The sequence below is a fragment of the Arthrobacter oryzae genome (genome assembly GCF_030718995.1).
GTDB lineage: Bacteria > Actinomycetota > Actinomycetes > Actinomycetales > Micrococcaceae > Arthrobacter > Arthrobacter oryzae_C.
The window spans coordinates 3,674,597-3,700,533 of the sequence record NZ_CP132204.1; the positions used below are offsets into that span (position 1 = coordinate 3,674,597).

Annotated in this window: 23 protein-coding genes; 11 read left to right on the top strand and 12 right to left on the bottom strand. The window is 62.8% G+C overall.

Going from position 1 to position 25,937, the window contains the following annotated elements; translation table 11 throughout:
- Positions 1–39: 39 nt before the first annotated feature.
- Together Q8Z05_RS16755 and Q8Z05_RS16760 are read right to left on the bottom strand one after the other, a co-directional pair.
- Positions 40–879, bottom strand: a complete 840-nt coding sequence (locus tag Q8Z05_RS16755) for a PaaX family transcriptional regulator (protein ID WP_305940707.1) — start codon at positions 877–879, stop codon at positions 40–42.
- A 103-nt stretch (positions 880–982) separates the two neighbouring features.
- The gene (locus tag Q8Z05_RS16760; protein WP_305940708.1) at positions 983–1,816 is read right to left on the bottom strand and encodes a PaaX family transcriptional regulator; all 834 of its coding nucleotides are present in this window, start codon (positions 1,814–1,816) and stop codon (positions 983–985) included.
- Between the two features lie 179 nt (positions 1,817–1,995).
- On the opposite strand from Q8Z05_RS16760, the gene Q8Z05_RS16765 reads away from it, so the two are divergent.
- From Q8Z05_RS16765 to Q8Z05_RS16775, 3 genes are read left to right on the top strand one after another with little or no spacing between them, the layout of a single operon-like run.
- A complete protein-coding gene (locus Q8Z05_RS16765; protein WP_305940709.1) occupies positions 1,996–3,351 on the top strand; it encodes an MFS transporter in 1,356 nt (451 codons plus the stop codon).
- 59 nt (positions 3,352–3,410) lie between these two features.
- The gene (locus tag Q8Z05_RS16770; RefSeq protein WP_305940710.1) at positions 3,411–4,862 is read left to right on the top strand and encodes an aldehyde dehydrogenase; all 1,452 of its coding nucleotides are present in this window, start codon (positions 3,411–3,413) and stop codon (positions 4,860–4,862) included.
- Positions 4,863–4,894: 32 nt separating this feature from the next.
- Positions 4,895–6,001, top strand: a complete 1,107-nt coding sequence (locus tag Q8Z05_RS16775; RefSeq protein WP_305940711.1) for an NAD(P)-dependent alcohol dehydrogenase — start codon at positions 4,895–4,897, stop codon at positions 5,999–6,001.
- Between the two features lie 102 nt (positions 6,002–6,103).
- On the opposite strand, the gene Q8Z05_RS16780 is transcribed toward Q8Z05_RS16775, so the two are convergent.
- The gene (locus tag Q8Z05_RS16780) at positions 6,104–6,745 is read right to left on the bottom strand and encodes an NADPH-dependent F420 reductase (protein ID WP_305940712.1); all 642 of its coding nucleotides are present in this window, start codon (positions 6,743–6,745) and stop codon (positions 6,104–6,106) included.
- Between the two features lie 160 nt (positions 6,746–6,905).
- Entirely contained in the window at positions 6,906–7,496 is a 591-nt protein-coding gene (locus tag Q8Z05_RS16785) for a TetR/AcrR family transcriptional regulator (protein WP_305940713.1), read from the bottom strand.
- A gap of 457 nt (positions 7,497–7,953) precedes the next feature.
- On the opposite strand from Q8Z05_RS16785, the gene Q8Z05_RS16790 reads away from it, so the two are divergent.
- Positions 7,954–9,054: an NAD(P)-dependent alcohol dehydrogenase gene (locus Q8Z05_RS16790; protein ID WP_305940714.1), complete on the top strand. Its 1,101-nt coding sequence runs from the start codon at positions 7,954–7,956 to the stop codon at positions 9,052–9,054.
- Between the two features lie 85 nt (positions 9,055–9,139).
- Here Q8Z05_RS16790 and Q8Z05_RS16795 read toward each other — a convergent pair whose 3' ends face one another.
- The 5 genes from Q8Z05_RS16795 to Q8Z05_RS16815 form a co-directional block, all read right to left on the bottom strand.
- On the bottom strand, positions 9,140–9,775 hold the full coding sequence (locus Q8Z05_RS16795) for a TetR/AcrR family transcriptional regulator (RefSeq protein WP_305940715.1): 636 nt from the start codon (positions 9,773–9,775) through the stop codon (positions 9,140–9,142).
- A 72-nt stretch (positions 9,776–9,847) separates the two neighbouring features.
- Positions 9,848–12,373: a glycoside hydrolase family 3 protein gene (locus tag Q8Z05_RS16800; RefSeq protein ID WP_305940716.1), complete on the bottom strand. Its 2,526-nt coding sequence runs from the start codon at positions 12,371–12,373 to the stop codon at positions 9,848–9,850.
- A 1-nt stretch (position 12,374) separates the two neighbouring features.
- Positions 12,375–13,688 carry an MFS transporter gene (locus Q8Z05_RS16805; RefSeq protein ID WP_305940717.1) on the bottom strand — a complete coding sequence of 438 codons (1,314 nt, stop codon included), beginning with the start codon at positions 13,686–13,688 and terminating at the stop codon, positions 12,375–12,377.
- Between the two features lie 308 nt (positions 13,689–13,996).
- On the bottom strand, positions 13,997–14,866 hold the full coding sequence (locus Q8Z05_RS16810; protein ID WP_305940718.1) for an NAD(P)-dependent oxidoreductase: 870 nt from the start codon (positions 14,864–14,866) through the stop codon (positions 13,997–13,999).
- Between the two features lie 76 nt (positions 14,867–14,942).
- On the bottom strand, positions 14,943–16,415 hold the full coding sequence (locus Q8Z05_RS16815) for an Nramp family divalent metal transporter (RefSeq protein ID WP_305940719.1): 1,473 nt from the start codon (positions 16,413–16,415) through the stop codon (positions 14,943–14,945).
- Between the two features lie 434 nt (positions 16,416–16,849).
- Between Q8Z05_RS16815 and Q8Z05_RS16820 the strand changes: the two genes are divergently transcribed.
- The 7 genes from Q8Z05_RS16820 (at position 16,850) to Q8Z05_RS16850 (ending at position 23,907) form a co-directional block, all read left to right on the top strand.
- On the top strand, positions 16,850–17,803 hold the full coding sequence (locus tag Q8Z05_RS16820) for a CoA transferase subunit A (RefSeq protein ID WP_305940720.1): 954 nt from the start codon (positions 16,850–16,852) through the stop codon (positions 17,801–17,803).
- Entirely contained in the window at positions 17,800–18,579 is a 780-nt protein-coding gene (locus Q8Z05_RS16825) for a CoA-transferase subunit beta (protein ID WP_305940721.1), read from the top strand. Before Q8Z05_RS16820 ends, Q8Z05_RS16825 begins: the two co-directional genes overlap by 4 nt.
- A gap of 25 nt (positions 18,580–18,604) precedes the next feature.
- A complete protein-coding gene (locus tag Q8Z05_RS16830) occupies positions 18,605–19,735 on the top strand; it encodes a mandelate racemase/muconate lactonizing enzyme family protein (protein WP_305940722.1) in 1,131 nt (376 codons plus the stop codon).
- 67 nt (positions 19,736–19,802) lie between these two features.
- A complete protein-coding gene (locus Q8Z05_RS16835; RefSeq protein ID WP_305943603.1) occupies positions 19,803–20,879 on the top strand; it encodes a zinc-dependent alcohol dehydrogenase in 1,077 nt (358 codons plus the stop codon).
- The gene (locus tag Q8Z05_RS16840) at positions 20,876–21,895 is read left to right on the top strand and encodes a cyclase family protein (RefSeq protein ID WP_305940723.1); all 1,020 of its coding nucleotides are present in this window, start codon (positions 20,876–20,878) and stop codon (positions 21,893–21,895) included. The genes Q8Z05_RS16835 and Q8Z05_RS16840 overlap by 4 nt, the downstream gene beginning before the upstream one ends.
- A 32-nt stretch (positions 21,896–21,927) precedes the next feature.
- Entirely contained in the window at positions 21,928–22,671 is a 744-nt protein-coding gene (fabG, locus tag Q8Z05_RS16845) for a 3-oxoacyl-ACP reductase FabG (RefSeq protein WP_305940724.1), read from the top strand.
- A 48-nt stretch (positions 22,672–22,719) separates the two neighbouring features.
- Positions 22,720–23,907, top strand: a complete 1,188-nt coding sequence (locus Q8Z05_RS16850; protein ID WP_305943604.1) for a thiolase family protein — start codon at positions 22,720–22,722, stop codon at positions 23,905–23,907.
- Positions 23,908–24,099: 192 nt separating this feature from the next.
- Here the strand turns inward: Q8Z05_RS16850 and Q8Z05_RS16855 are convergent, their stop codons facing one another.
- The 3 genes from Q8Z05_RS16855 to Q8Z05_RS16865 all read right to left on the bottom strand — a co-directional run bounded on the left by Q8Z05_RS16855 (position 24,100) and on the right by Q8Z05_RS16865 (position 25,914).
- Positions 24,100–24,558, bottom strand: a complete 459-nt coding sequence (locus Q8Z05_RS16855; RefSeq protein WP_305940725.1) for a VOC family protein — start codon at positions 24,556–24,558, stop codon at positions 24,100–24,102.
- A gap of 76 nt (positions 24,559–24,634) precedes the next feature.
- Positions 24,635–25,309 carry an alpha/beta hydrolase gene (locus Q8Z05_RS16860; protein WP_305940726.1) on the bottom strand — a complete coding sequence of 225 codons (675 nt, stop codon included), beginning with the start codon at positions 25,307–25,309 and terminating at the stop codon, positions 24,635–24,637.
- Complete coding sequence (locus Q8Z05_RS16865; RefSeq protein ID WP_305940727.1) at positions 25,306–25,914, bottom strand: cysteine hydrolase; 609 nt, start codon at positions 25,912–25,914, stop codon at positions 25,306–25,308. Before Q8Z05_RS16865 ends, Q8Z05_RS16860 begins: the two co-directional genes overlap by 4 nt.
- Between the last annotated feature and the right edge of the window lie 23 nt (positions 25,915–25,937).

Below are 25,937 nucleotides of genomic sequence, written 5' to 3' on the forward strand. Positions count from 1 at the left end.
CTCACCAAAATTATGTAACCATTCTACGCTGAACGTCAACTATTTGTTACATGTACCGTCGATGATGGCCGGAATCGACCTGCCGATGACTTCCTCGACGAACGACCGCGCCCGGGGCCCCAGCTGTTCATGCGCCCGGCTGAATAGGCTGAATGCCGCAGCGCCCGGCCAGTCCCTGGGCTGCAGTTCGCGCGGCAGTTCGGGGTCGCGAAACGGAAAGCGGCGAAATTCATCAGTAATCCTTGTGCGTTCAACCAGGGCCTGTTTGCCATCCTTGGCGCTGTTGCTGCGCGCGTCATCCAGGTGCGCGTGGGAGGAGAGGAAATCCGTATAGTCCCGGCTCAGGGACTCCAGATCCCAGCAACGGGCCGCCAGTTCGCGTGCCGCTTCCGTGCCATGGGAGCCGCACCAGAGGACGTTGACGCGGGCGCTTCCGTGCCGGGATGCGATCTCCTTTGCCTCGCTGGCGAGATCGTGAGGGGCCAGCCAGGTTGAGGGTGAGAGTTGACCGAACCCCGTCCACGCCAACTGCTTACGGAGCTGTTCACGCACGGGGCGGTCGGATTCCGGCACCTGATAAATGACCATGGTCCAGCGGCCGCTCCAGGGCTCCTCTTTGCGGCGGAATATCCGCGGGCGGCCATTGACGAGAATGTCGAGCATCCGGTCACTCAAGGCATAGACAGTCTCCCGGCCATCCCTGCGCGTAGTAAACCACCCCTCCTGCCTGAGGCGGGACATGCTCACCCTGACGGTGCCGGGTTCCATGCCGAAAGCCGCCATGAGCTCGGTCAGTTCGCCGAGTTTAGCCTCTCCGCCGGCGTAGCGAAGGTAGTCGCCGAAGAGGTTCAGGACTAGCGACCGGGGTGTCTCCGCCATGGGGACTCCTGGAATCGAGATGAAATGTAACGTCAAGACTGACGTCCTGCAGGCTTATGTTACACAAATGCCGGGTGTTCAGCCCTGAAGAACCCGTGGGTACTTACGCCACGACCTCCTGGCCCTGCCCGACGGGCTGGCCGATGATGCCGGAGACGAAGTCGGTGGCCCCTGGACCGAGCTGGCGGTGTACCGCACCGAACAAGTTGTATGCCTCACCACTCGGCCAGCCCTCGGGCTGCAGTTCGCTGGGCAGGTAGGGGTCCCGGAACGGAAAACGGCGAAAGTCGCCGATGATTCGCGTCCGTTCGACAAGTGCCGTGCGGCCGTCCCTACCCGCATTCAGGACCTCGTCATTAAGGGCGGAGTACGTGCGGATGAACTCCTGATAATCTTCGCCGAGCTGCTTGAGGTCCCAGCATCGCGCGGCAAGGTCCCTGTCCTCTTCGAGGTCGCCGGTACCGCACCAGAGCGCGTCAACCTTTGCCAGCGGAAATTCTGCGGCGATCTCGCGGACCTCGGACATAAGATCGTGCGGACTGAGCCAGGTCGACGGTGACAGCTGGCCGAACCCATGCCACGCGAGTTGCTTTCGGAGCTGCTCGCGGACGGCACGCTCGGATTCCGGAACCTGGTAAATGGCCATGGTCCAGCGCCCCTCCCAGTTCTCGTCCCGACGCCGGAAGATTCGCTCCCGGCCCTCGTTGAGGATCTCCAGCATGTGGGGAGTGAGGGTGTAGACCGTTTCCCGCCCCACGCGGCGGGTGGTGAACCATCCCTCCTTGCGAAGGCGTGAGAGGTTCACCCGTACCGTGGCCGGCTCGATGTCGAAGACTGACAGGAGTTCCGTGATGTCGGCCAGCCTGATCTCACCCCCGGCATACCGGAGGTAGTCCCCGAAAAGATCCAGTATCAGGGCTCTCGGTTTCCACTGCATTAGGGCTCCTCCACTTCTTGTTTTTGGCGTTCGAACGAAACCGTTACTCGTAAACATGCAACAAACCTGTTGACGAACAACATATTTATGTTACATTCGATTGTGGGTCAGATCACAGACGATAGACCCCCTCATCTCTGGCACAGCCACACCGTCGTGTATATCACCTGGAGTCCCCAATGGCTTTTCAATCGCCTGCCTCATCTCCGGTTCGCCCTCGTAAATCGGCAGCCGCTGTCATCTTCCTCTGCTTCCTGGCCATCGTCTTCGACGGATACGACCTGGTCGTCTACGGCGCCATCGTTCCCAAGCTCCTCGCCTATGAACCGTGGGGCCTGACCCCAGTGCAGACCGGCGCAATCGGCAGCTATGCGCTGGCCGGAATGTTCATCGGCGCCATCCTCATCGGCTACCTTACGGACATCGTCGGGCGTCGGAAGATCATGATGATTTCCATCGCGTCTTTTTCGCTACTGATGCTCTTGACTGCATGGGCGCCAACTCCCGAACTCTTCGGCTTGTTCCGTTTTCTCGCCGGCCTTGGACTGGGCGGTGTTATCCCGACGGCGATCGCGCTGACGGTGGAGTTCTCCAAGACGAACAGGCGCAACTTCAATAACGCCCTGATGTTCTCCGGCTACGCTGTCGGCGGCATCCTGGCGGCGCTGCTTTCCCTCGCCTTCCTGCCCGCACTCGGATTCCAGGGGATGCTGGCACTCGGCGGCATCCCGCTCATCGCCGTCGTCCCGCTGCTGTTCAAGTTCCTCCCCGAATCCCCGGCCTTCCTCGCCGCCAAGGGAGATCGCGCCCAGGCGGATCGCATCGTGGCCGATTATGGGCTGGAACCGCTAGTCACGGCACCGGTCCAGGGGGATGCACCCGTCGCCGGCCGTTTCCGCACCCTGCTCACCGGGCGCCTGCTTGGAGCGATGATCCTCTTCTGCCTCGCCGGTATCTGCGGCCAGACCCTTGTATACGGGCTCAATACCTGGCTGCCACAGCTCATGGTCATCGCCAAATACTCCCTGGCGTCTTCGCTGACATTCCTCCTCACGGTCAACATCGGCGCCGTCGTGGGGGTGCTCGTATCCTCCCGCCTGGCTGACCGCTTCGGTCCGCGGCCGGTTACCGCAACGGCTTTCGCCAGTTCCGGCATGGCGCTTGTTCTCATGGGAACCGGCCTCATGCCGCTTCCCGCCATGTACTTGCTGGTTGCAGTCGTCGGGTTCGGGTCAGTGGGAGCGCAGATTTTGGTCAACGGCTTCGTCGCCACCTACTTCTCCGGTGCCACGCGGGCCACCGCCCTGGGAATCACGCTCGGTATCGGAAGAATCGGCGCTGTCCTGGCGATCTCAGGCGGAGGCGTTCTGGTCGCCGCCTCGCTGGGCAACTTCATCAACTTCTCCGTCTGGGCCATAGCAGCAGCAATCGGCGTGGTCGCCGTCCTGACCGTTCCCCGCCTCAACGCGGCTGATGGCAGGGCAGCTGCAGAAACTCCTGAACAGCATTCGTCCAGCACCAACGTCCACCACTAAGAACCGGCAGTCGGGCCACAGTGTCGGCGGCCCAGGCAGCAAAAAATTAAGGAGTCCACTTGCAAACGCAACTCATCATTGACAACCAGCCACGAAGCGGCCGTGAAGGCAAGACATTCGAGCGTCGAAACCCCCTGACAGGCGCAGTCGTGACCGAAGGCGCGGCAGCCGGCGTAGATGACGCCCTCGACGCGGTTGAATCGGCATCAAAGGCGTTCAGCACCTGGTCAACCACCGGCCCCACCGAACGACGGGCCGTCATGCTGAAGGCCGCGGACATCATGGAGCGGCGCGGCCCGGAGTTCATCGAGACGATGATGTCGGAAGTCGGAGCAGCACAGTTGTGGGCCGGGTTCAACGTGTTCCTCACAGCACAACTGTTCCGTGAGGCAGCTGGGCTCGCCACCCAGATTCAGGGTGAGACCCTCCCAACGGACAAGCCGGGAACGCTCTCGATGACTGTCAGGCAGCCCGCCGGGGTGGTTCTCAGCATGGCCCCCTGGAACGGGGCCGGCGTGCTTGCGGCCCGGGCGATCGCTTACCCCATCGTCTGCGGCAACACGGTGGTCTTCCGCGCCTCGGAAACCAGCCCGAAAACCCATGCGATCATCGCGGAGGTCCTGCACGAGGCCGGACTCCCGGCCGGCGTCCTCAACTTCCTGACAAGTACCTCTGAAGATTCGGATCGGGTCGTGGAGTCCATCATCGCGCATCCAGCGGTTCGCCGGATCAACTTCACCGGATCCACCGCCGTGGGGCGAATTATCGCCGAAAAGGCGGCCCGCCACCTCAAGCCCGCGCTGCTCGAGCTCGGGGGCAAGGCTCCGTTCGTGGTCCTGGACGATGCTGACATCGACGGCGCCGTCAACGCGGCAGTCTTCGGCTCCTTCCTTTACCAGGGCCAGATCTGCATGTCGACAGAACGTTTCGTCGTTGACGAAAGTGTGGCTGACGAGTTCGTGTCCAAGTTTGCAGCACGGGCGGCGCAACTAAGCAGTGGAGACCCGATGGCCGATGACGCCTGCATCGTCGGGCCCATGATCCGTGAAGAGTCAGGCGCCCGGATCAACGGACTCATCGACGATGCCCTCTCCAAGGGAGCGGAACTGGTAGTCGGCGACCGTGCCGACGGTGCTTCGATGCCGGCCACCATCATCGATAAAGTGCGGCCTGAGATGTCCATCTACGATGAGGAAACGTTCGGACCCATCACCACGGTTGTCCGAGTCTCCGGTGTCGAAGAGGCCGTCCAGGTGGCCAACGACACGGAATACGGTCTTGCCGCTGCGGTTTTCGGAGCGGACAGCACCCGCGCATTGCAGGTAGCTATGCGCATCCAAGCCGGACACGTGCATGTCAACGGGGCGACCGTGCAGAACGAGGCACAGGCTCCATACGGCGGCATGAAGAACAGTGGCTACGGCCGGTTCGATGGCAGGGCGGTCATCAACGAATTCACCGAGTTGAAATGGATCACCATCGAGCAGTCGGACCAGCAGTACCCGTTCTAAAGCAAAAGCCCCACGCAGCCGTAAAGGATGAAATGACCATGCAAGTAACTGCAGCGGTGGCCCGGGAGCCACGGCAACCCCTCACAATTGAAGAACTTGAGCTGGACGATCTCCGCGCGAACGAGGTGCTCGTTAAAATGGTGGCCTCAGGTGTCTGTCACACGGACGCCATCGTTCGTGACCAGGTTTATCCCACCCCGCTGCCGGCCGTCCTGGGGCACGAGGGAGCCGGGATTGTGGAGCGGATCGGGAGTTCGGTGACCACCGTACAGCCGGGCGACCATGTTCTGCTCGCGGCCGCCTACTGCGGTAAGTGCGACCGCTGCCGGTCCGGGCAAATGGCCTACTGCGAGAACCTCTTTGCGGCAGACTTCGGAGGCCGGAGGCCCGACGGGACCACTGCGCTGAGCAAGGACGGCGAGGTGATCTCCTCCCATTTCTTCGGACAATCCTCGTTCGCCACGTACGCGAACGTCGTCGAAGAAAGCGTCGTCCGGGTCGACTCGGACGTTCCCCTTGAGATCGTTGCCCCGCTCGGGTGCGGTATCCAGACCGGCGCCGGCGCAGTCCTCAACGAACTCAAGCCCAGCCTGAACAGCACGCTTGTGGTCATCGGTACCGGCGCTGTCGGTTCCGGTGCCATCATGGCCGGCGGGATCGCCGGGTGCGCCCGGATCATCGCCGTTGACATCCACGCCTCCAGGCTCGACCTCGCGAAAGAACTTGGAGCGACGCATGTGATCAACACCAAGGAAACCGACCTTACGGATGAGATCCTGCGCTTGACGGACGGCCGCGGCGCTGACTACGTGGTGGACACAACCGCGCGTCCGGAGCTGCTCCGCAAAGCAGCCGACGCTCTGGCCCTCCGGGGCACGCTGGCGCTGGTCGGCGCTGCCGCGCCCGGAACCGAGGTTGCCTTCGAGATCGGGCTGTCACTGGTCAAGGGATGGACGTTCAAAACGGTGATTCAGGGAAGCTCGGTGCCGCAGGTGTTCATTCCCAAGCTCATCCAGTTGTGGAAGGACGGCCGGTTCCCCATGGACAAGCTGATGCGAAACTACAGCCTGAACGAGATCAACCAGGGGTTCGAAGACTCCGCCAAAGGAACAGTCATCAAGCCTGTCATCGTGTACTAGGCAGCGGCGGGTTTGAGTCAGGCGCCCTGACATTGATCAGTTCATACGAAAGCGGACGACGGCGGGGGAATTCCCGGCGTCGTCCGCTTTTTGAGCTGGATGCTACTGGGTGACCTGAAGTCCGGTGTCCCAGTTGAAATCGGCGAATTCGGGATTGGCCTGCATGGTCATCAGGACGAACTGGAAGCCTTCGAGTTCGCGGGCGCGCTTCAGCGGACCGACTACCAGAGGGCGCATGCCGCCAGCGCTGACGAAGCTGCTTACGGCGGCGTTCGCTTCGGCACTGTCTCCGGCGATGAAGACGTCCAGGGGCTGTCCGCCTGACTCGCCTGCCACCAAAGTACCGGCGAAAGTCGTGTTGAACGCTTTGACCACGTTGGCGCCTGCGGGGACAAGCTGTGCGATTTCCTCGGCGGCGGAGTTGCCGGGCTCAACGACCAGGGAATCGAAGGTTTCGAAGTTCACCGGGTTGGTGATGTCCACGATGGTCTTGCCCGTCAAGGCGTCTCCGTAGGCACTGACCACGGACTTGGCGGCTTCGAACGGGACCGCCAGGACCACGATGCCGCCCTTCGGGGCGTCGGCGGTGGTGCCTGCGGTGACGCCGGAGCCAAGCGCGCCGGCCAGTTCCTTGGCCTTGGTTTCGTCTTGCCCAAGGATTTCGACCGTCAGGCCGGCAGCGAGGGTACGGGTTGCGATGCCACGGGCCATGTTGCCATTGCCGATGATGGTGAGGTTGGTCATTGGAGTCTTCTTTCCGAAAATACGGGCCAGGAGGGTGTTCATTGGATTCTGTTCTCTCAAGGGAGGGACGCTTGAAGCTACAACTAAATGTAGGTCAATAAAGTTGAAGCGTCAAGTAAATGTATCCCAGGATGAGCGTGCCCGGGCTCACGCCTGGCGTTTAGGACGGCAGCGAGGGCGTGCCCAAGGCGTCGCGGGCGAGCAATTCGCTGGTGCGCATAATGGATGCGCGCCTGCGTTCTTCGTCCGGCGTTCCGGTTATCACGAGCGGGACGTTCGGGCACGATACCCAGGCGTGGCAGAGCGTGACGATTGTCAGCAGAAGGTCTTCGGCCGCCGCCTCGCCCAATGCCGGAAGGGCATCCCGGATCTCGCTGACTTTGTTCGCTGCGCGAAGGGAGCGGGTCTCCGCCCCTACCGGACGCCCCTGCTCAAGGCCCTCCCAAAAGGTGAGGCGCGCAAGACTGGGGCGGCTCCTGGAAAGGTCAAAGTACCGCCCAGCGAAGTCGGCGACCGCAACAGGACCCGAACCGACGATCGGAAGGTCGTCCAATGCGGTGACGAGTTCGCGGGTGAGTGCCGCTTCGAAGAGTTCGGCCTTGCCGCCAAAGTAGAAGTAGATCCGTTCCCGGTTGCACCCTGAGATCCGCGAAATCTGATGGATGCGCGCACCGGAAAAGCCCCGGTCGGAGAACTCGGTGATAGCAGCGTCGAGGAGTTTTTCCCGTGTCGCGTCAGTGTCCCAGGCCATGGGTCCCATCATATCCAACCGTTCGTTTGCTTCTGCGATTCATCGCGCAGTAGCATTAATTCCAACCAGACGTTTGGAGATTGAGTGGAACATGAGGGCAAAGCGTTAGCAGCCGATGAGACGGATGCGCATCGTCACCGAACTGTCGGTATGGCATCCGTCCATGTAAGGGCTGTCATTACCTGGGTGGCGATCTTTCCGCTGGCCGCAATAGGAATGAGTGCCTTGGCCGCACTGGCGCCGGGGTGGCCTCCGGTTCTGCGCGCTTTCACGCTCACTCTCGTGGTCGTTCCTATTGCCGTCTACTTCGCTGTTCCCCGCCTTCTCCTGCTTCAGACGAAGCTGCGCCGCGCTGCGACGCGCACACGAATGGGCCGCAATGCGAAACGCAACACGCGGGTTCGCAAGCCACGCCGGGGTGCACGGTCACTCCGGTCACGATGATGAGGAGTTTGCCATGCAGGTAACTGCCGCGGTCGCGCGGGAGCACGACGCACCGTTCACGATCGAACAGCTTGAGCTGGACGCACTGAGGCCCGATGAAGTAAGGGTCCGCATGGTTGCAACCGGGATCTGCCACACGGACGTGCTCGTCCGCGACGGGGTCTACCCGACTCCGCTTCCCGCCGTCCTTGGACACGAAGGAGCCGGCGTGGTTGAGGAGGTGGGCGACTCCGTTGTTTCCGTGGTGCCCGGTGACCATGTTGTACTCGCTGCCGCGTACTGCGGCCACTGCAAGCGGTGCCGGAACGGCCAGATGGCGTACTGCGAGAACCTCATGGCGGCCGACTTCGGCGGGCGACGCCTGGACGGCACAACCTCCCTGAAAAAGAACGATGAGGGAATCTCTTCCCACTTTTTCGGCCAGTCATCCTTCGCGACGTACGCAAATGTTGTCGAGGAGTCGGTCGTCCGGGTTGACAAAGACGTCCCGCTCGAGCACCTGGGGCCCTTGGGTTGCGGCATCAACACAGGCGCGGGAACCGTCCTCAACGAGCTGCAGCCGGAAATCGGATCCTCACTTGTGGTCTTCGGCACGGGCGCTGTTGGCTGCGCCGCTGTCATGGCGGCGCGGGTCACGGACTGCGCCATTATTGTCGCCGTCGACATTCATGACTCCCGCCTGGACCTAGCCCGGGAACTCGGAGCTACCCACGTCATCAATTCGAAGACCGAAGACGTTGCGGAGCGGCTCCGCGAAATCACGGCCGGTGAAGGCGTTGACTACGTGGTGGACACCACGGGCGTTCCCGCGCTCCTTCGCCAGGCTGCCGATGCGCTCGGCGTCCGCGGAACGGTTGCCCTGGTTGGCGCGGCGAAGCCGGGCACCGAGGTCAGCTTCGAGATTGGTGCCTCCTTGGTGAAGGGCTGGACTTTCAAAACCGTGGTCCAAGGCAGTTCGGTACCGCAGGTCTTCATTCCTCGATTGATCCAGCTCTGGAAGGACGGTCGGTTCCCCTTCGAGAAGCTGGTCAGTGACTATGCCTTGGACGACATCAACCAAGGCTTCGAAGACTCCAGAAGCGGGAAGACGATCAAGCCGGTCATCGTCTTCTGAGGCGGCTCCAGGCCGGCGGGTTCCGATGTCCGGAGTCCTGGCTGGTTGTGAACCCGGGGCTTTCGGCCCGCAGGCCTGGTGCGTTCTATCGACCCCAGCGGAGACGTACGGTCTCGAGCAGCGTTTCGAAGTCGGCAGCCATGTCCTGGTAGTCGGGATCCGAGAGCCACTGGACCTGCAGGCCATCCATGGTGGCAATGAGACTGCGGGCGATTGACTCCGCAGGGGCGTCCTCCCTGAGCGCACCATCCTCGGAAGCCTCCACCAGTGCCGCACGGATGCGCTCCGCTGAGGTCCGGTGGTGGCGGCGTAACCAGGTGTTCGCGGGATGCTCCGGGTCCACGGCTTCCGCAGCAACGGTGGTGAAGAGCCGGACGATTCCCTTCTGGTTCTGGTTGTGACGGACGAGGTCCACCAGAGATTCGAGGTAAGCCCAGCCCCGCGCGCGGTTAGGGCCGGCGATCCGCGCCTGGTCTACCTCATCACGGCGGTCCATGGTGGCCTGCAGAAGAAGTTCCTTCGAGGGAAAGTAGTGCACCAGGCCCGTCAGGCTTATTCCGCACGCACGGGCGATCGCACTCATGGAAACGCCCCGGAAGCCTTCTATGGAGAACAGTTCGGTGGCGGCGGCCAGTATCTCTTCCCGCCGGTTGGCGCTGTCGGCCGCTTTCGGCCGGCCGCTGCTGCGGCGCGGGGACGGTGAAGCAATGGCGGTGGGCATGGTATCTCCTGATCGGCCATCCGGTCGTGCAAGGCGGCGGTTCCGACAGGACGCCGCCCGCCGTCGGAATTCTCAGGTCAACGATACCCGCGCACGGACGTCGCCGAGCCCGCGGGCGAGGATGAGCTGTGCCCCCGCTGCCAGGCTTTCCCACTTACCGGTTGCCTCGTTCCAGCGGCGTCGCGGCCGTTCGTCACAGGCTACGTGCACGGTGACCGTGGTACCTGCCGGGACGTCGACCCCTGCGTAGCCCACCAGCCTGACGGGCTGGTCCAGTTCGGCCGGGTCAAGGTAGACCTGCACGGTTTCGCGGGAGTAGCGTTCGGAGGTGTTTGTCACGTCCACCGACAAGAGCAGTTCCGCCCCGTTGTTCGGGATGAGCTGAACCGAGTTGTAGGCCCAGCTGCCGTAGCCCAGGCCGTGTCCAAACCAGAACAGCGGCGTGGGTGCGTTGCCGGCATAAAAGCCGCGGTAGCCGACCGAAGTGCCCTCGGCGTATGTGAGCCGGAGGTCCTCGTCCGGCTCTACTTCCCAGGCAGGAGCGGCGCCGTCGGCCCGGGGGTAGCTGGAGACAAGGCGCCCCGTGGGCTCGAGTTCCCCGGTCAGCACTGCGGCGACCGCATTACCCCCTTCCTGCCCCGGTAAGCCCGCAATAACCACCGCGTCAACCTGCTCCAGCCAGGGCATCAGAACGGGGGTGGCGGAATTGACCACCACGACCGTCCGCTTGGCCACGGCGGCGACGCGGTACACAAGCTCGTCCTGGCGTCCCGGCAGGACCAGGGTCTGTTTGTCCGCGGCTTCCGTTTCCTGCTCCTCCGTCAGGCCGACGACGACCACCGCCGTCTCCGCCGCGCTGGCCGCCTCCTCCGCGTTGCGGAGCAGGTCGTCGTCCGGGATTGGAACGGGGGTGGCCACGAGTGCAAGTTGCCCGACGGCACCTATGGTGAGGAGGTGGCTCTCCTCGCTGAGGCCCAGGGACGCATCCTGCAGGAGGGATTCCCGGCGGTTGGCAGTGCCGAGGGCTACTGTGGCGGTCACCGTGCTCCCCGCACGTAGCGCCACTACTTCTGCGAAGGCCGGTGGACGGAGCATTCCCTCGCCTGGATCCTTGCCGGCGAGTACCAGTTCGGCGTGCAGGGCGGTACCGTCGTCGGCGGCAACAGCCCAGGTGCCGGCACCGATGCCGCCCAGCATCACTGGACCCGACTCGTTAGACAGCGTAGCGGTCAGCACCGCCTTCGCGGGCACTTGGGGGAGTCCGTCGTCCCATCCAACGGTGATACTGGAGGCGTCCTCGTGCCGGCGGGAAAGCTCTGTGCCATCGGCGGCCAGCAGCCGTACTTCCATGCCCGGGGTGCCAGTCGCCGGATCGGTGAGGTAGGCCGGGTCTGCAGGCACGGGCCGAGTGCGTACGCCAACGCCGTCGGCGATCACTAGGCGGTTGCCCAGCCGGGTGGTCATTCCTTCCGCGATAGTGGACTGGTACGGAGGGTTGACTTGGGCCGAGCCTCCGCCCATGTTCACGGTTGCGAGGGCGTGCCGCCCGATGAGCGCCACGGAGCCGGTGCCGGAAAGCGGCAAGACGCCGGAGTTGGCCACCACAGTCATCCCGCGTGCAGCAATGCGGAGCAGTTGTTCCTTGCGTTCGGGGGAGTCCACTGCTGGCAGGCCCTCCGCCCATTTCTTCGGGGGCGCCCCGGCAGGAGCAAGGGCACCTGTCCTGTCCGCCAGGCGCAGCAGCCGGCTGACGTGGCCGTCGACGGTGGCCTCAGCGACTTCCCCGGCCTGCACAGCCGCGACGAGGCGTTCACCCCACGGCCCGTCCGGCCCCGGCATGACCAGGTCCAAACCTCCGTTGGCTGATGCGCCAGAGCGCTTTGTGGCGAACCAGTCGCTCATGATGGCGCCGTCCCAGCCCCACTCGTCCTTGACGATGCTGTTCTGGATCTGGTCATGCTCGGTGGCAGGGGTTCCGTTGACGTCGTTGTAGGCGGACATCATGGACCAGGCGTTGACGTCTTGAACAACCATTTCGAACGGCAGTAAGTAGACCTCCCGAAGTGCGGTTTCAGAAACCCGGGAGTCTACGAAATTGCGCAGCGTCTCGGATTCGTTTGCGACAAGATGCTTCAGGCAAGCAGCGGTTCCCTTGCCCTGAAGGCCCCTCACGTAGCCAACCGCCGTGCGTCCGGTCAGGTACGGGTCTTCGGAATAGGCTTCAAACAGGCGCCCTCCGAGGGGTGAGCGGTGCAGGTTGATGGTCGGTCCGAGGACAACGTGGATGTGCTGTCGCTGTGCTTCTTCCGCGAGCATGGTCCCCACCTGCTCGGCAACGGCATCGTCCCAGGAAGCTGCGACGAGAGTGGCGTTTGGAAACAGTGCGACTGCGTCGCCTCCTGCGAACTTCAGGCCGCGGACTCCCGTTGGCCCGTCGGAAAACGCCAGGGGAGCAAGGCCGATTCTGTCGTTGCCGGGCAGTGTGAACGCCGTCTCGCCGGTGAGTAGATGAACCTTTTCCTCAAGCGAGAGCCGGGCGACCAAAAGTGAATAGTCGTAGGTGGTGTCCGTAACGGAGGCGGGCAGGGGACGGGCCACGCTATTTCACTTTCCTGATGGGGAGGATGACCAAGGCTCCGGCGAGGGCTGCGGCAGCCGCTGCGCCCAGCAGCAGCCCGTAGTTTGGCCCGGCAGCGGCAGCACCGACGGTCAGCAGCCAGGCCCCCGCGAACGGCGCCAGGGACTGGGGTGCCGCGTTAGCCATGTTGAACACGCCCAGATCCTTGGCTGTGCTGTCGGGGTTGGGGAGGACCTCAAGGACGAGCGCCATGTCCACGCTGGCATAGATACCGAAAGCCATGCCGAGCAGAGCCTCCACCAGGTAGAACTGACCGACCGACTCGACGTGAACGAGCATGTACGTGCCAACTGCGAACAGGGCGGTGGCGACTGCCACCGGAAGTTTGCGGCGCCCGGCGCGGTCGGACAGCCAGCCGGCAACATAGCTGGCCGGAACCAGTGCCAGCGTGTACACCAGTACGCCCATAAATACGACGCCGGCGGCTTCGGCAGCTCCGATGTGCAGACGGTCGACGACGAACGGGAGCCTGAAAGAAGTGAACATGAAGCTGGAGAGGAAAATGAGGAACCGTGACCACCAAGCGAAGCCGTAGTCGGGGTGCTTGACCGGGTTAACCCAGAAGGACTTGATCAGTTCGCTCCCGGTGAGGCGGGCAGGACGCTCTTTCAGCACAGGGTCCCTCAGGACCAGGGCGTAGACCACCATGCCTAGAACGCCTACGGCTGCGGGTGCCATGAAGAGCAGGAACATGTCGGTGGCGAATAGCGATGCAAACCAGGTGGCCGCGAGAATGCCAACGTTCTGCATAACGCCGACGGTAGCGGACACGCTGGCGTATTGCTTTTCGGGCAGCTGATCCGCCAAGGTGGCGACAAACGGGCTGATGGCTGCGTTGGCGCCAAGCTGGGCGACGAACCAGCTGATCATCAGCACCTCGGCGCTGTTGGCCTGGCTGATCGCGAACAGGGCTGCCGCCATGACGAGGGAACCGCCAATGAGCCACGGACGACGCCGTCCGAAACGGGAAGTGGTGCGGTCCGAGAGACGGCCAAAGACTGCGTTGCCGATCACGGCCGCAAGGGCACCAATGCCCAGAACCGAGCCGACGATGCTGGTGCGGGCCGTCGGGTCGTCGGTGAGCGTTGAGACCTTAAGGGCCATGGACACCATGACCGGTCCCAGCAGGGCGATGAACAAGGTCAGCTGGGCAAACCCCAACGCTGCGATGAATAGCGGGCCTTTGGCTTCGGTGGGCTTTTCTCCGCAGGAGGGGCCGGTTGGGCGCTGGCCCCGTAAGCGCGGGGCGAGGACGTTGTGGTTTCCGATGGACATCAGTGTCTCCGTGGGTGGGTGAAGTGCCGAGCGGCGAAGTGAGGGACTATCAGGGTATTAGCTAATAGTGAGTATTCATTATTACTCAAAGTGTGCTGCGCCACAAGGTGATTGGAATGCGGCGTCATATTGGAAGCAACGTTGCCGCCCTCTGGCACTGGGTGCTTCCTTCACGCGAAAATGCCGGATTGCCCGAAAGTGTTCGTCTTTCGGGCAATCCGGGGAAGCCGGCTATGTTCTCGAGGGCCCTCTGGAGGCCGCGGCCTTGATCCTCAGGGAGGCGTTCAGTGCTTAGCGTGGAGCACGTGTCAGTGTTGGCGGTAGACGTCGATCACGGCGGAGGCGTCGCGGGCCGCAAGTCCGAGTGCTACGGCGCGTTCCAGGACGGTGACTGTTGCCCTGGTCATGTCGCCGTCGAAGCCGACCCCCTCCGCAGTTTCACCCACGAGTGCTGCGTCCTTGAGGAATATATCGACGCGTGCTGCAATGTCATCGGTGTCTGCGTTGAGCATGCGGGGACCGTAGTTATCCAGCATCCATGATGCGCCGGCGCCTCCCTTGACAGCGTCGAATACCTTGGCTGTATCGAGTCCGAGTCGTTCGGCAAAGGCGAGGGCCTCGGCGGCAACGACCAGCTGGCTGGTGGCCAGTAGCTGGTTGACTATTTTGTACGACTGTCCGTCACCGATGTTCGGCCCGGCAATGACGATCTTTCCCATGGTTTCAAGCACGGGACGTATCTGTTCGACGGCCTCTGCGTCGCCGGCGGCAAAAAGCGTCAGGGTCCCGGCGACTGCTCCCGGGATTCCTCCGGTAACCGGGACGTCCAGCAGGACCGGGCCCCCGGCAGGGCGTTCGGCCGCCAGTTTCTGCATAGCGGCGGGGCCGAAGGTGGACAGGACGACGACGACGGCGCCGGGGCCGGACGTTGCGTAGACGCCTTGAGGTCCGTTCAGGACTGCTGCGGCCTGCTGTGCGGTCGCCACCATGACCAGCACGATATCGGCAGGGGACGCTGCGGCTAACGATTCCGACGTCTGAAGCCCGTGTGCGCGGGCTTCAGCGAGTCGCAGGGCTGACGTGTCTACGGCTGTTACTGTGCCTGCCTCGGCGGCGCGCACGGCCATGGGTAGGCCGATGGCGCCAGCGCCAATGAAAGTGATCCGGGGGGTGCTCATGGCAAGCATCCTTTCTTGAGGCGGGAACGCGCAGGAGGCGTGGCCGGGCATCCAAGCCCGGCCACGCCGTATGTTCCTATGCGCCCGTGAGGGATTGAATCTGTGTGACGGTGGTGAAGATTGCAACGGCTGCGTAGAAGAGCACAGCGAGGCCCAGGGCTGCGATGCGTGGGCGATTGATGCGCACTAGTTTGTGGAGGCTGCGGTTGAGCCGGATCAGGAGGGCGCAGTACACCACCATGACCCCGCAGTTGAGAATCGCTGCCATGGCCAGGAGGGTGATGGGCTGGGTGATACCCACACTGAGGATGATGACGCCCAGGAGCACCATCGTCCACACGGAGGTGCTGTAGATCTTGGCCTCGGTCCAGAATTTGTGATCGCGGAGGTAGCTGACTGCCACGACGTCGGCGACGACGCGGGCGACGATGTCCACCACTGCGAGGTTCGCGAACATCAGGGCAACGGTGCCGATGAGCAGGTAGAACGTCTGCAGCGGACCGCCGAACTGCTCGCCGATGATATTGGCCTGCACCTGGATGAAGGACAGGTCGCCCTTGCCTTCGTACGTGCCAACCGGCATCAGCCTGTACGCGAGGAGTGAGAAGATGACGATCGTGAACAGGCCAATGACGAAGAAGGACCAGAACTGCTCGGTCTTCGCGTTCTTCCACCAGATCCTCCAGTGCCCTTCGCTCTCCGGAGTGACGGCAAACTGCGTGCCGGTGGCTGATCCGGCCTCTTCATGGCCCGTGATTGGGGAGACAATGCGGGGTGCGTGGGCACCCATGCCCCAGCCCTTGTCGCGAATATAGTTGCTCACTGTCAGGTTGAGCGCTCCGCCGCCACCGGCGAAGACCATGGCCGTCACAAGGAACGCCGCGGGGATGCCCTCCGGCATGCGCCCGGCTCCCTGGACGGTTCCCGCGGGCAGTGCTGCCCACGGCTCCCAGCCGATGACGAACAGAATGATAACGACCGCGAACACCAGGATTGCGATGACCTTGAGGAACTCGATCTTCTCAACTGTCTTGTAGACGATCGGCGACAGTGTCAGCACGAGGCCGATGATCACGAGGCCGCCGACGGCGATCCATTGGACATTGCCCTGGCCGCCCGCCGTGAATGTCACCATGGTGGCGGCGCTGCTCATCCAGCCAGGCCAGGCGAATGGGATGACGGTCATGATGACAAACAGGGGAGCCCAGCCGCGCCAGAGGCGGGTGAAGCCCGTTACGGCGGTTTCGCCCGTGGCCAAGGTGTAGCGGGCCACCTCTGTGTTAATGAAGTACTGCAGGCCGAGCCCTACTGCTGCTGCCCAAAGGAAGGTCAGGCCGACCTGGCTGGTGATGTAGGGGTGGGAAATGTATTCGCCCGATCCGATGCCGACGGCGACGAGGATGATACCCGGGCCGAGCATCTTGCGGAGCGCGACGGGTTTGGGCAGCTCGGCCCAACGCAGGGCCGGAAGCCGGCCGGTTTTCTGACGTCCGCCGGAACCGGAGGCGTCTTTGTCCTCCAGCGCGTCGGCGGTTTGTGGATCATGCAATGTCATGGCCTTCGCTCGTTCTCGTTGATGTGTCCTGAGGCGCGTTCGCTGCCTGCCGGCGTTGGCAGTAGCGGCCTTGTGGCTGATGAGGTGCTGTTACTTGCACATCCTGCAACATCGCCGGGTGTGACGCTCGTAACAACTCCTACCAGAATGCTAGGGACTGGCAGCTATCTAACACAAATACCAATGGATGATAGTTCCATCCGATTCTTAGATGAATACGGCGAGTGCGAATTGAGTGCAATATATCTAGATCCCTGATAACTCAGTCCGCGATTGGTATTGGACATCGAATAAGTCGTCTTGGGAAAGTGGAGCCATTAGGACGCACCGTTCTCTGCGGTATCGAAGGAGTTTCCAAGTTGACCATGCAAGCGTCGACCACGCGGCCAGGGGCTTCCCCTGGCAGGACCAAGAACAAGGCGCTTTCCATGCAGGAAGCGATTGCCCGATATGTCCACGACGGCAATGTCGTGGCGATTGAGGGCTTCACGCACGCGATACCCACGGCGGCCGGACACGAGATCATCCGCCAGCGTCGGAAGGATCTGACCCTGGTGCGTATGACTGCGGACATAGTAGTTGACCAAATGCTTGCCGGCGGCTGCATCAGCACATTGGTGTCGTCATTTGTCGGGAACTCATCGGCTGGATCCCTGGGGGAGCTGCGCCGCAGGGTGGAAAGGGCCGACCCCGAGCCGCTCGAATATCAGGAGTACAGCCACTACGGGATGATCTGCCGGTATCTGGCAGGCGCGCAGCGACTCCCCTTCTATCCCCTCCGCTCTTATTTCGGATCCGACCTCCCCAGAATTCAACCGGGAATGCGCAAGGTCGCCTCGCCTTTTCCCGATGAGGACGGTACATACGAAGAGATTTACGTGGTGCCCCCCATAAATCCTGACGTCACGATCGTGCATGCCCAGCGGGCCGACCGTTCGGGCAACACGCAGATGTGGGGACTCACCGGAATCCAGGCCGAAGCGGTGTTCGCCGCCAAGCGGGCGATCGTGGTCGTCGAGGAGATCGTTGACGACGACGTGATCCGGGCGGACCCGAACCGAACTGTGATTCCCGCGCTCGCGGTGGATGCCGTTGTTGAATGCCCCGGAGCCACCCATCCGTCATTTTCACAGGGCTACTCGGATCGGGACAACGACTTTTACCGTTCCTGGTCAGGCATCAGCGCAGACCCCGTTAGCCTGTCGGCCTGGATGGATGAGTGGATCTACGGGACAACGGATCACGCAGAGTACCTGGCCAAGCTCGGCGAGGCCACGTTGGCCCGCCTCCGTGTGGGACAGGCTTTGAGCGGTCAGGTCAACTACGGAACACGTCTAGAGGCGGCGGACAGCGCCAGCGACAACACTAAGGACCAGCAATGACTTCATTGGCCGCAGACATAGGCATCAGCGCTACGGAGTTGCTCACCGTAGTCGCGTCCCGCGAGCTTGCAGGACGACACACCGTCTTCGCTGGAATCGGGCTGCCAACCCTGGCCGTTTCGCTAGCGAGCCTGACAGCTGCCCCGGACCTGGAAATCGTGTACGAGTCCGGCGTCTGTGGCGCCCATCCTTCCCACCTTCCCGAGACCATTGCGGACGCCGTCCTCATCACCGGAGCAGAGGCGGTTCTTTCCATGCCGGTCCTATTCGGCTACGTCCTTCAGGGCGGTCACATAGACGTTGGATTCCTTGGCGCGGCCCAGATCGACAGGTGGGGCAACCTGAATTCCTCGGTGATTGGCCCCTGGGAGAAACCGAAGGTGAGGTTACCCGGATCAGGGGGAGCAGTGGAAGTGGCGGCCAACTCGAAGGAAGTATTTGTGGTGATGCGCCGCCACGATTCCCGCACATTTGTGGAGCAACTGGACTTCTGCACCTCTCCCGGACCCGACCGTGCGCTTGCTGAGGGCGGCAGGGTCAGGGGAGCAGGGGTGACCAAGGTCATCACCGAACTCGGAATCCTCACCCGGTCCGGCGTCCATGACGAGCTAAAGCTGACGGCCGTCCACGAAGGCATCTCAGTTGACCAGGTCCGCGAAAATACCGGTTGGGACCTTAAGGTGTCCGACGACCTTAGGGTCACCCCGCAACCCACAGCCGATGAGCTGCGGCTGTTGCGTACCGAGATCGACCCCCGCAGGGTCTACCTGCGCTGATGACTCTAGAGAAAAGAGCACGGACATGAAGATTGAACGCATTGAAGCAATTCCCTACGAGATCCCTTACCTCAGGCCGCTCAAGTTTGCCAGCGGCGAAGTCACCACGGCCGACCACGTACTGCTGAGGATCCACACCGACACCGGGATCATCGGCCAGGCCGACATTCCGCCACGTCCGTACACCTACGGTGAGACGCAAGCCTCCATCGTCGCCGTCATCAACACGATCTTCGCCCCTGCGCTGACGGGACTGGACCCCTTCCGCCGCCAGGTTGTCCAGCAGATTCTCCGCCGTACCGTCCACAACAACACGGCCAAGGGCGGAATCGACATCGCCTTGTGGGACATCATTGGCCAGGCAACCGGTAATTCGGTCTGGAGCCTCCTCGGTGGCTTTGCCCCCTCGATGCGTGTAAGTCACATGCTCGGGTTCAAGGAACCCGAGGTTCTCCTCGAGGAAGCACAGCGCTTTGGCACCAATTACGGGATCACCACCTTCAAGCTCAAGGTGGGCCGACGTCCGCTCGCGCTGGACATCGAAGCCTGCCGTGTCCTCCGCGAGGGCCTGGGAGATGACGTGGAAATCTACCTGGATGCCAACCGCGGCTGGACCGCCAATGAAGCGCTCGAAGTTCTCCACCGTACCGAAGGCCTCGGACTGAGCTTCCTGGAAGAGCCATGTGACGCAAAGGAAGCAATGGGCAGGCGGCGCCTGGTTGAACAATCCACGATTCCCATTGTCGGCGACGAGAGCGTGCCCACCGCCGGGGATGTCTCCCGCGAGCTGCTTTCAGGCGGATGCAATGCCATCTGTATCAAAACCGCCCGCAGCGGATTTACCGAGGCCCAGGAAATCCTCGGCCTGACCACAGGCCTGGGCGTTGACGTCTACATGGGCAATCAGATAGACACGCAGATTGGCACCGTCGCCACGGTCGTGTTCGGGGCCGCCCACGAGGCCACGAGCCGCCGGGCGGGTGAACTGTCGAATTTCCTGGACATGGCCGATGACCTCCTCGCGGAGCCGCTGATCATCGAAAGAGGCCGCATCGCAGTTCCCGAAGGTCCCGGAGTAGGAGTGAAGATCGATGAGGAAAAGCTCTCTTTCTACCGGGTTGACGGGGCTACGTCCTCCTCACGGAACAATTCCTAGCAGATAGGTTTCAACAGTGACGTCCCTCAGTGTTCCCGAGACAGAATCCGCCCACACTGGCAGCACCATGCGTGCCGTGGTAAAAGCGAGACCGGAACGTGGTGCCGAATTCGTGGCCGCCTATCCGGAACCCCGGGTTTCCCCCGGCGAGGTAAAGATTCAAATAGCCGCAGCCTCGGTCTGCGGAACCGACCGCGAACTCTACGAATACTCGCCCATGGCTCGGGCGTTCAACCTTAACATCCCCGTAGTGCTGGGGCACGAGTGCGCCGGCACTGTTATTGAAGTCGGCTCGGGCGTTGACTCCCTCCGCGAGGGAGACAGAGTGGCGCTCGAATCCCACGTCGCTTGCTGGGACTGCTATCCCTGCCGTACCGGGAACGCCCACAACTGCTTGAACATGGAACTGCTCGGTCTGCACCTTGATGGCGGTTTCGCCGAACGGCTCGTCGTCCCGGCCACAGCGTGCTTCAGGCTGCCCGAGGACTTTCCCCTTGAGCAGGCCGCCCTCCTGGAGCCCGCCGGGGTTGCGATGCACGCCATCCAACGATCCAAGATTGACCTTTCCGGGGCTGACGTGGTGATCAGCGGTGGAGGTCCGGTGGGCCTGTTTATCGCTGCGATTGCCCGCGCCGTGGGTGCCGGCAACGTGGTGGTTGTTGAACCCAATGCTTACCGCAGAGGTCTTATCGAAGAGCTCGGTGCAACACCCCTGGCCCCCGCAGACGACGTTATAGGAATCTGCCGAAGCCTCTCCGGGGCAAAGTTCGGTTTTGATGTCGCCTTCGAGGCTTCGGGCGCACCGGCCGCCCTGCCGCCGCTTCTTGAAGCCGTCCGCAAGGAGGCGACGGTAGTCGCCGTGGGAATTCCCGGCCGGCCCCTCGAATTGGACGTCGCCGCGTACCTGATAAAGAAAGGACTTACCTTCACCGGCAGCTTCGGGCGCGCTCTTTGGGGGACGTGGGAGAAGATCGCTGAGCTTGTCGCCAGCGACAAACTGGATCTGTCCAAGTTCGTCACCCACCGACTTCCGTTGTCAGCTCTGGACGAGGCGATCGAACTCCTCTCCCAGGAGTCCTGCAAGGTCCTGCTTATTCCGGACCTTCCCGACCGGACCGAGACGTCATCCAAGGGCGAGGCGTGAACCGCCACGACGGACTTCCCAGCTATGACGAATTGCTGGCCCGCACTGATGCGCCGCCGGGCAGCAGCTGGGGGATATTCGGCGAGAACGACGACCTCGGTACCCTTAATTTCCTTACCCCGGAACGCCGTATCCGTGGGGCCGGCCTTGTCCGCAGCGGTCAGACCTGTTCCCTTGATCTTCCCCTGGACGCCTTCCCACGGCCGCTCATATCCCACCGGGGATCCCTGCAGCACACAGTCTTTGGACTGAACGAATTTCATCGCGACGACAAGATCGACAATCTCTTTCCGCAGGCCACGAGCCAGATTGACGGTCTCCGCCACTTCGGCCACCCGGACTACGGATTTTACAACGGTGCCGACGCGGGGAAACTGGTCGCCGGTGATCCAACACTGGGAATCCAGCGCTATGCCGAACACGGCATAGTGGGCAGGGGACTGCTGCTCGATGTCGGGCGTTACCTGGAGCACATCGGTGACGCCATTGACTATTCCCAGCCACGGTCCATCCCGGTCCGCGTGCTCGAGGAAACAGCCCGGCACCAAGGCGTTGAGATCGAACCCGGCGATATTCTCATGCTGCGTTTCGGCTGGCTGGGGCACCGCCTGAAACAGCTGAGCCAGGACGCAGAGACAGGTTCGGACACATTGTCCGGTGCACCGTTGGTCTCCGTGGGCCTGGAGCAGAGCAATGATACGGCTGCCTGGCTCTGGGACCACCGCGTGGCACTCGCGGCAGCCGACAACGTTGCACTGGAAGTATGGCCCGCAACCGCGTCGAAGGTCAGTGTCCGCGCCGACACCCAGGGGACGCTTCCGGCCTCGTCCCATACCGGCATGCTGCACCGAATCCTCATCCCTCTTCTAGGGCTCGCCATCGGCGAGCTATGGCAGCTGGACGAGCTCGCCGAGATCTGCCACGCCGACGGACGGTACGACTGCATGGTTGTCGCTGCTCCGCTCAGGCTCCCCGGCGGCGTCGGTTCGCCGTCCAACGCCGTCGCAATCCGCTGACGGCTCCCAGAACATAACAGAATGGAGAAGCAGTGGAACTGCTGAAGAACCGCACAGCCGTGATAACCGGCGGCGCAAACGGCCTCGGCCTGGCCACCGCGGTGGCATTCGCCCGAGAAGGAGCCAACGTGGTCATCGGCGACCTGGACGCCGAGCAGGCCGCCAAGGCAGCGGCAGGCCTGGGCATTGGCAACCGGGCAATGGGGATTGGCTGCAACGTGACGTCCGCCGAGGATATCGATGCCTTGGCCGGTGCGGCACGTGATACCTTCGGGGCGCTCGATGTGTGGGTCAACAATGCAGGGTTCACGCGCGATGCCACCATGCGCAAGATGTCTGAAGACGATTTCGACGCCGTCATTTCAGTCCATCTTAAGGGCGCCTGGCTCGGCACCCGCGCCGCGGCCGGCATCATGCGTCACCAGCCGCACGGCGGATCGATAATCAACGTGTCCTCAATCTCCGGCAAGGTCGGGAATCCGGGCCAGACCAACTACAGCGCGGCCAAGGCCGGCATCGTGGGCCTGACCAAGGCGGCCGCCAAGGAGGTCGGCTTCGCCAATGTCCGGGTCAACGCCGTCCAGCCGGGAATCATCCGTACCGCCTTGATCGATTCAATGAAACCGGAAGTCCTTCAAGCCCGCCTGTCCGAGGTGCCGCTCGCACGCTTTGGGGAACCTGAGGAAGTGGCCTCGGTGATCCTCTTCCTCGCCAGTGAGCTCTCCAGCTATATGACGGGCACGGTGTTGGAGATCGCCGGCGGGCGGAATATCTGACGTGCGGCACAGGGCCCTCATGACAACAAGAAGGAACAGAAGAACATGGTGAACCAGGCTTATGTGTACGATGCCGTGCGCACCCCGTTTGGTAAGTTCGGCTCCGGCCTTGCCGGTGTGCGCCCGGATGACCTTGCGGCGCATGTGATCGGTGAGATCGTTCGGCGCGCTCCGAAGCTGGATGTGGAGCGGATCGATGAGGTGGTGTTCGGCAACGCCAACGGCGCCGGCGAGGAGAACCGGAACGTCGCCCGGATGGGCACCCTGCTGGCCGGGCTCCCGGTCTCGATCCCGGGCACCACGGTCAATCGGCTGTGCGGCTCGTCCCTGGACGCGGCGATCATCGCCTCGCGCCAGGTCAACGCCGGGGACGCGGAGCTGATGCTGATCGGCGGGGCCGAGTCGATGTCGAGGGCTCCGTGGGTGCTGCCGAAGACGGAGAAGCCCTACCCGGCCGGTGACTTGAACCTGGCCTCGACCACGCTGGGCTGGCGGCTGGTGAACAAGGCGATGCCGAAGGACTGGACCATCTCCCTGGGCGAGGCCACCGAGCGGCTGGCCGGGAAGTACGGGGTGACCCGCGAGGCGCAGGATGAGTTTTCGGCGAACTCGCACAACCTGGCCGCCGCGGCGTGGGACGAGGGGTTCTATGACAACCTGGTGGCTCCGGTGCCGGGTACGGACCTGGTCCGCGACGAAGGGATCCGGGCGGGGTCTTCGGCGGAGAAGCTTGCGGGGTTGAAGACGGTGTTCCGCACCGAGAACGGCACGGTCACGGCCGGGAACGCGTCCCCGCTCTCTGATGGGGCGTCCGCGGCGTGGATCGGTTCGGAGAACGCCGCGGGGATCCTGGGGCTGGAGCCGCTGGCGCGGATCGCGGGCCGGGGTGCGCACGCGAACGATCCGCAGTATTTCGGGTACGCGCCGGTGGAGGCTGCGAACAAGGCCCTCGCGAAGGCGGGCATCAGCTGGGAGCAGGTGGGCGCCGTCGAACTTAACGAAGCGTTCGCCGCGCAGTCCCTGGCGTGCATCAATGCCTGGGGGATCGACCCCTCGATTGTGAACCGGCACGGCGGCGCGATCGCGATGGGCCACCCCCTGGGCGCGTCCGGCGGCCGGATCCTGGGCACGCTGGCCCGGTCCCTGCAGGCCTCCGGTGAGCGCTGGGGCGTCGCCGCGATCTGCATCGGCGTCGGCCAGGGCCTCGCCGTCGTCCTCGAAAACGTCACCAACTGAACGGACAGAAAGTAAGGCACGCAGATGCCCGGCTGGTAAATTCCAGCCGGGCATCTGCGTGCTTTTTGCAGTGCCAAACACCGGTTTGAGCGCTTTTGGGAAGCGTCACCTTTAAAAGCGGTGACGGCCGTTGCAACCGCCGAATAGCGTGGATGCAACGGCCGTCGCGGCCAGTCCGAAGGAACCGCTGAACTACTCTGTGGTTTCCTTGACCTGGTGAATCTCGATCATGTTGCCGGCGGGGTCCGTCAAGAAGATCTGGTGCCATCCTTCGACGGACCAAATGCCCCAGTCGTCGAACGGGATGTTGTGCTCGGTCAGCCGTGCTTTGATGGCTTCAATGTCGTCAGTGCGGAAGGCGAAGTGGCCCCCGATGAGGGGATTAACCGTGTGACCTTCCTGCAGGGCAAGGTACGCCTGCCGGCGGGTAGCGTGCACCTGAAGTTCCTCGGGGTCGCCGGCTTCGAAGAACCTTGCGCCCTCTTCCCATTCTGCGTTCCCATCCGTAACGCCGGCGTCGGCAGCATGGGTGGTGGCGATCATCTTCGGCGACGGTAGCAGGGGAAGGCCCAGCGCGTCGCGATAGAAATCGCTGAGGGTGTGCATGTCGTCCGAAGTGACGTTCACGTGATGGAGGCGAAGATAAGCCATGGGGTTGATTCCTTTCGTCGTAGTTCAATTATCCGCTCGGGCCGCATATGGAGTCCAATATTTATCAGGCAATGAGTTATACAAAATCCTTATGAGCGTTCGATGGTTCTGCTCGGTCCGTTGGGGAATTCCCAACCTCGGTGATCCAATGCGTCAGGGCCGTGACATCGTCGCGGCCGATTCGGTGCCCAGCGGCCGAGCGGACAGCTGTTGTCTGTGCGCCTGATTCCTCGGTGAGATAGCTCCATGTGGATTTCAGCAGCTCTGCCGGTATGACCGAATCGGCGTCACCGTGTGCGACGAACATGGGAATACTTTGGAGCCGCCCTGGCGTAGTCGGCACTCCGGCATCGAAAGGCAGTGTTCCATGAAGGATTGCCGCGCCCGCGAAGCGTTCCGGATCCTTGAGGATGAGACCTCCGGCGAACGCGGCGCCTCCGCTGAACCCCACGAGGATGACCGGCCGTGGGGCAGGGGCGACAGTTTCCAGCCAGTCTTCGAACCATGCCGTGGTCTCAGCTAATGATTCCGCTACCGGGCGGCCGATGCCACGGTTGGCGAACCAGGCAAATCCAGCTCCTTCTGTGAGGGGCGCCCGTACCGCCACACAGCTATAACCGGTGGGGAGGTAATCGGCCAACGCGAGAATGTCTGTTTCGCGCGACCCTCGCCCATGCAGCAGAACCACAAGGGGTTTGTCTGGAGTATCCGGAGACTTCCAGGCAACGGTCGGATCAGGCAATCGGCTCATGCTGCTACTCCGGTAACGTCGTCAGTGGTCACGAACTCGGCGATGTTGGTCAATGCGTATGTCAGCGCGGCGCCGTGCCAGTCCGCGTTGATGCTGGATGCCGCGTCCGTAACGAGGACGGGGCGGTAGCCGTGGTCCGCAGCGTCCCGAAGGGTGTGCTCCACGGCCATGTTGGTCCAGACCCCTGCCACAACTACGGTTGTGACACCCGAATTTCTCAGTAGCATGTCCAGGCCCGTGCCATTGAAGCTGCTCATCCGGTTACGGATCAGGACAGGCTCGTCCGCCCGTGCCTCCAAGCCGTCCAATGCATCTGCGCCCCACGTGCCGAGCTTGAGCGATTCCGGGCCGATCATCCGGAAGATCGGAGCGTTGCTGCCGCCGAATTCACCGCCCGGGTAGAAGACGATGCGGTTGTGGATGACCGGCATGGATTGGCTGCGGGCCCACTCGAGCAGTTGCCGAACGTGGGGGACCAGGCCCTGCTCGGCTGCATGGTCGGCAGCGCCGAATGAGGCGAAGGCTCCGTCCGGGTGGACGTTATCGTTCTGAAGGTCTACCAGTAGCAGGGCCGTCCTGCTGAGGTCTAGGGGGATGTTGTCCATGGTGGCTCCTGACTCATTTGTGA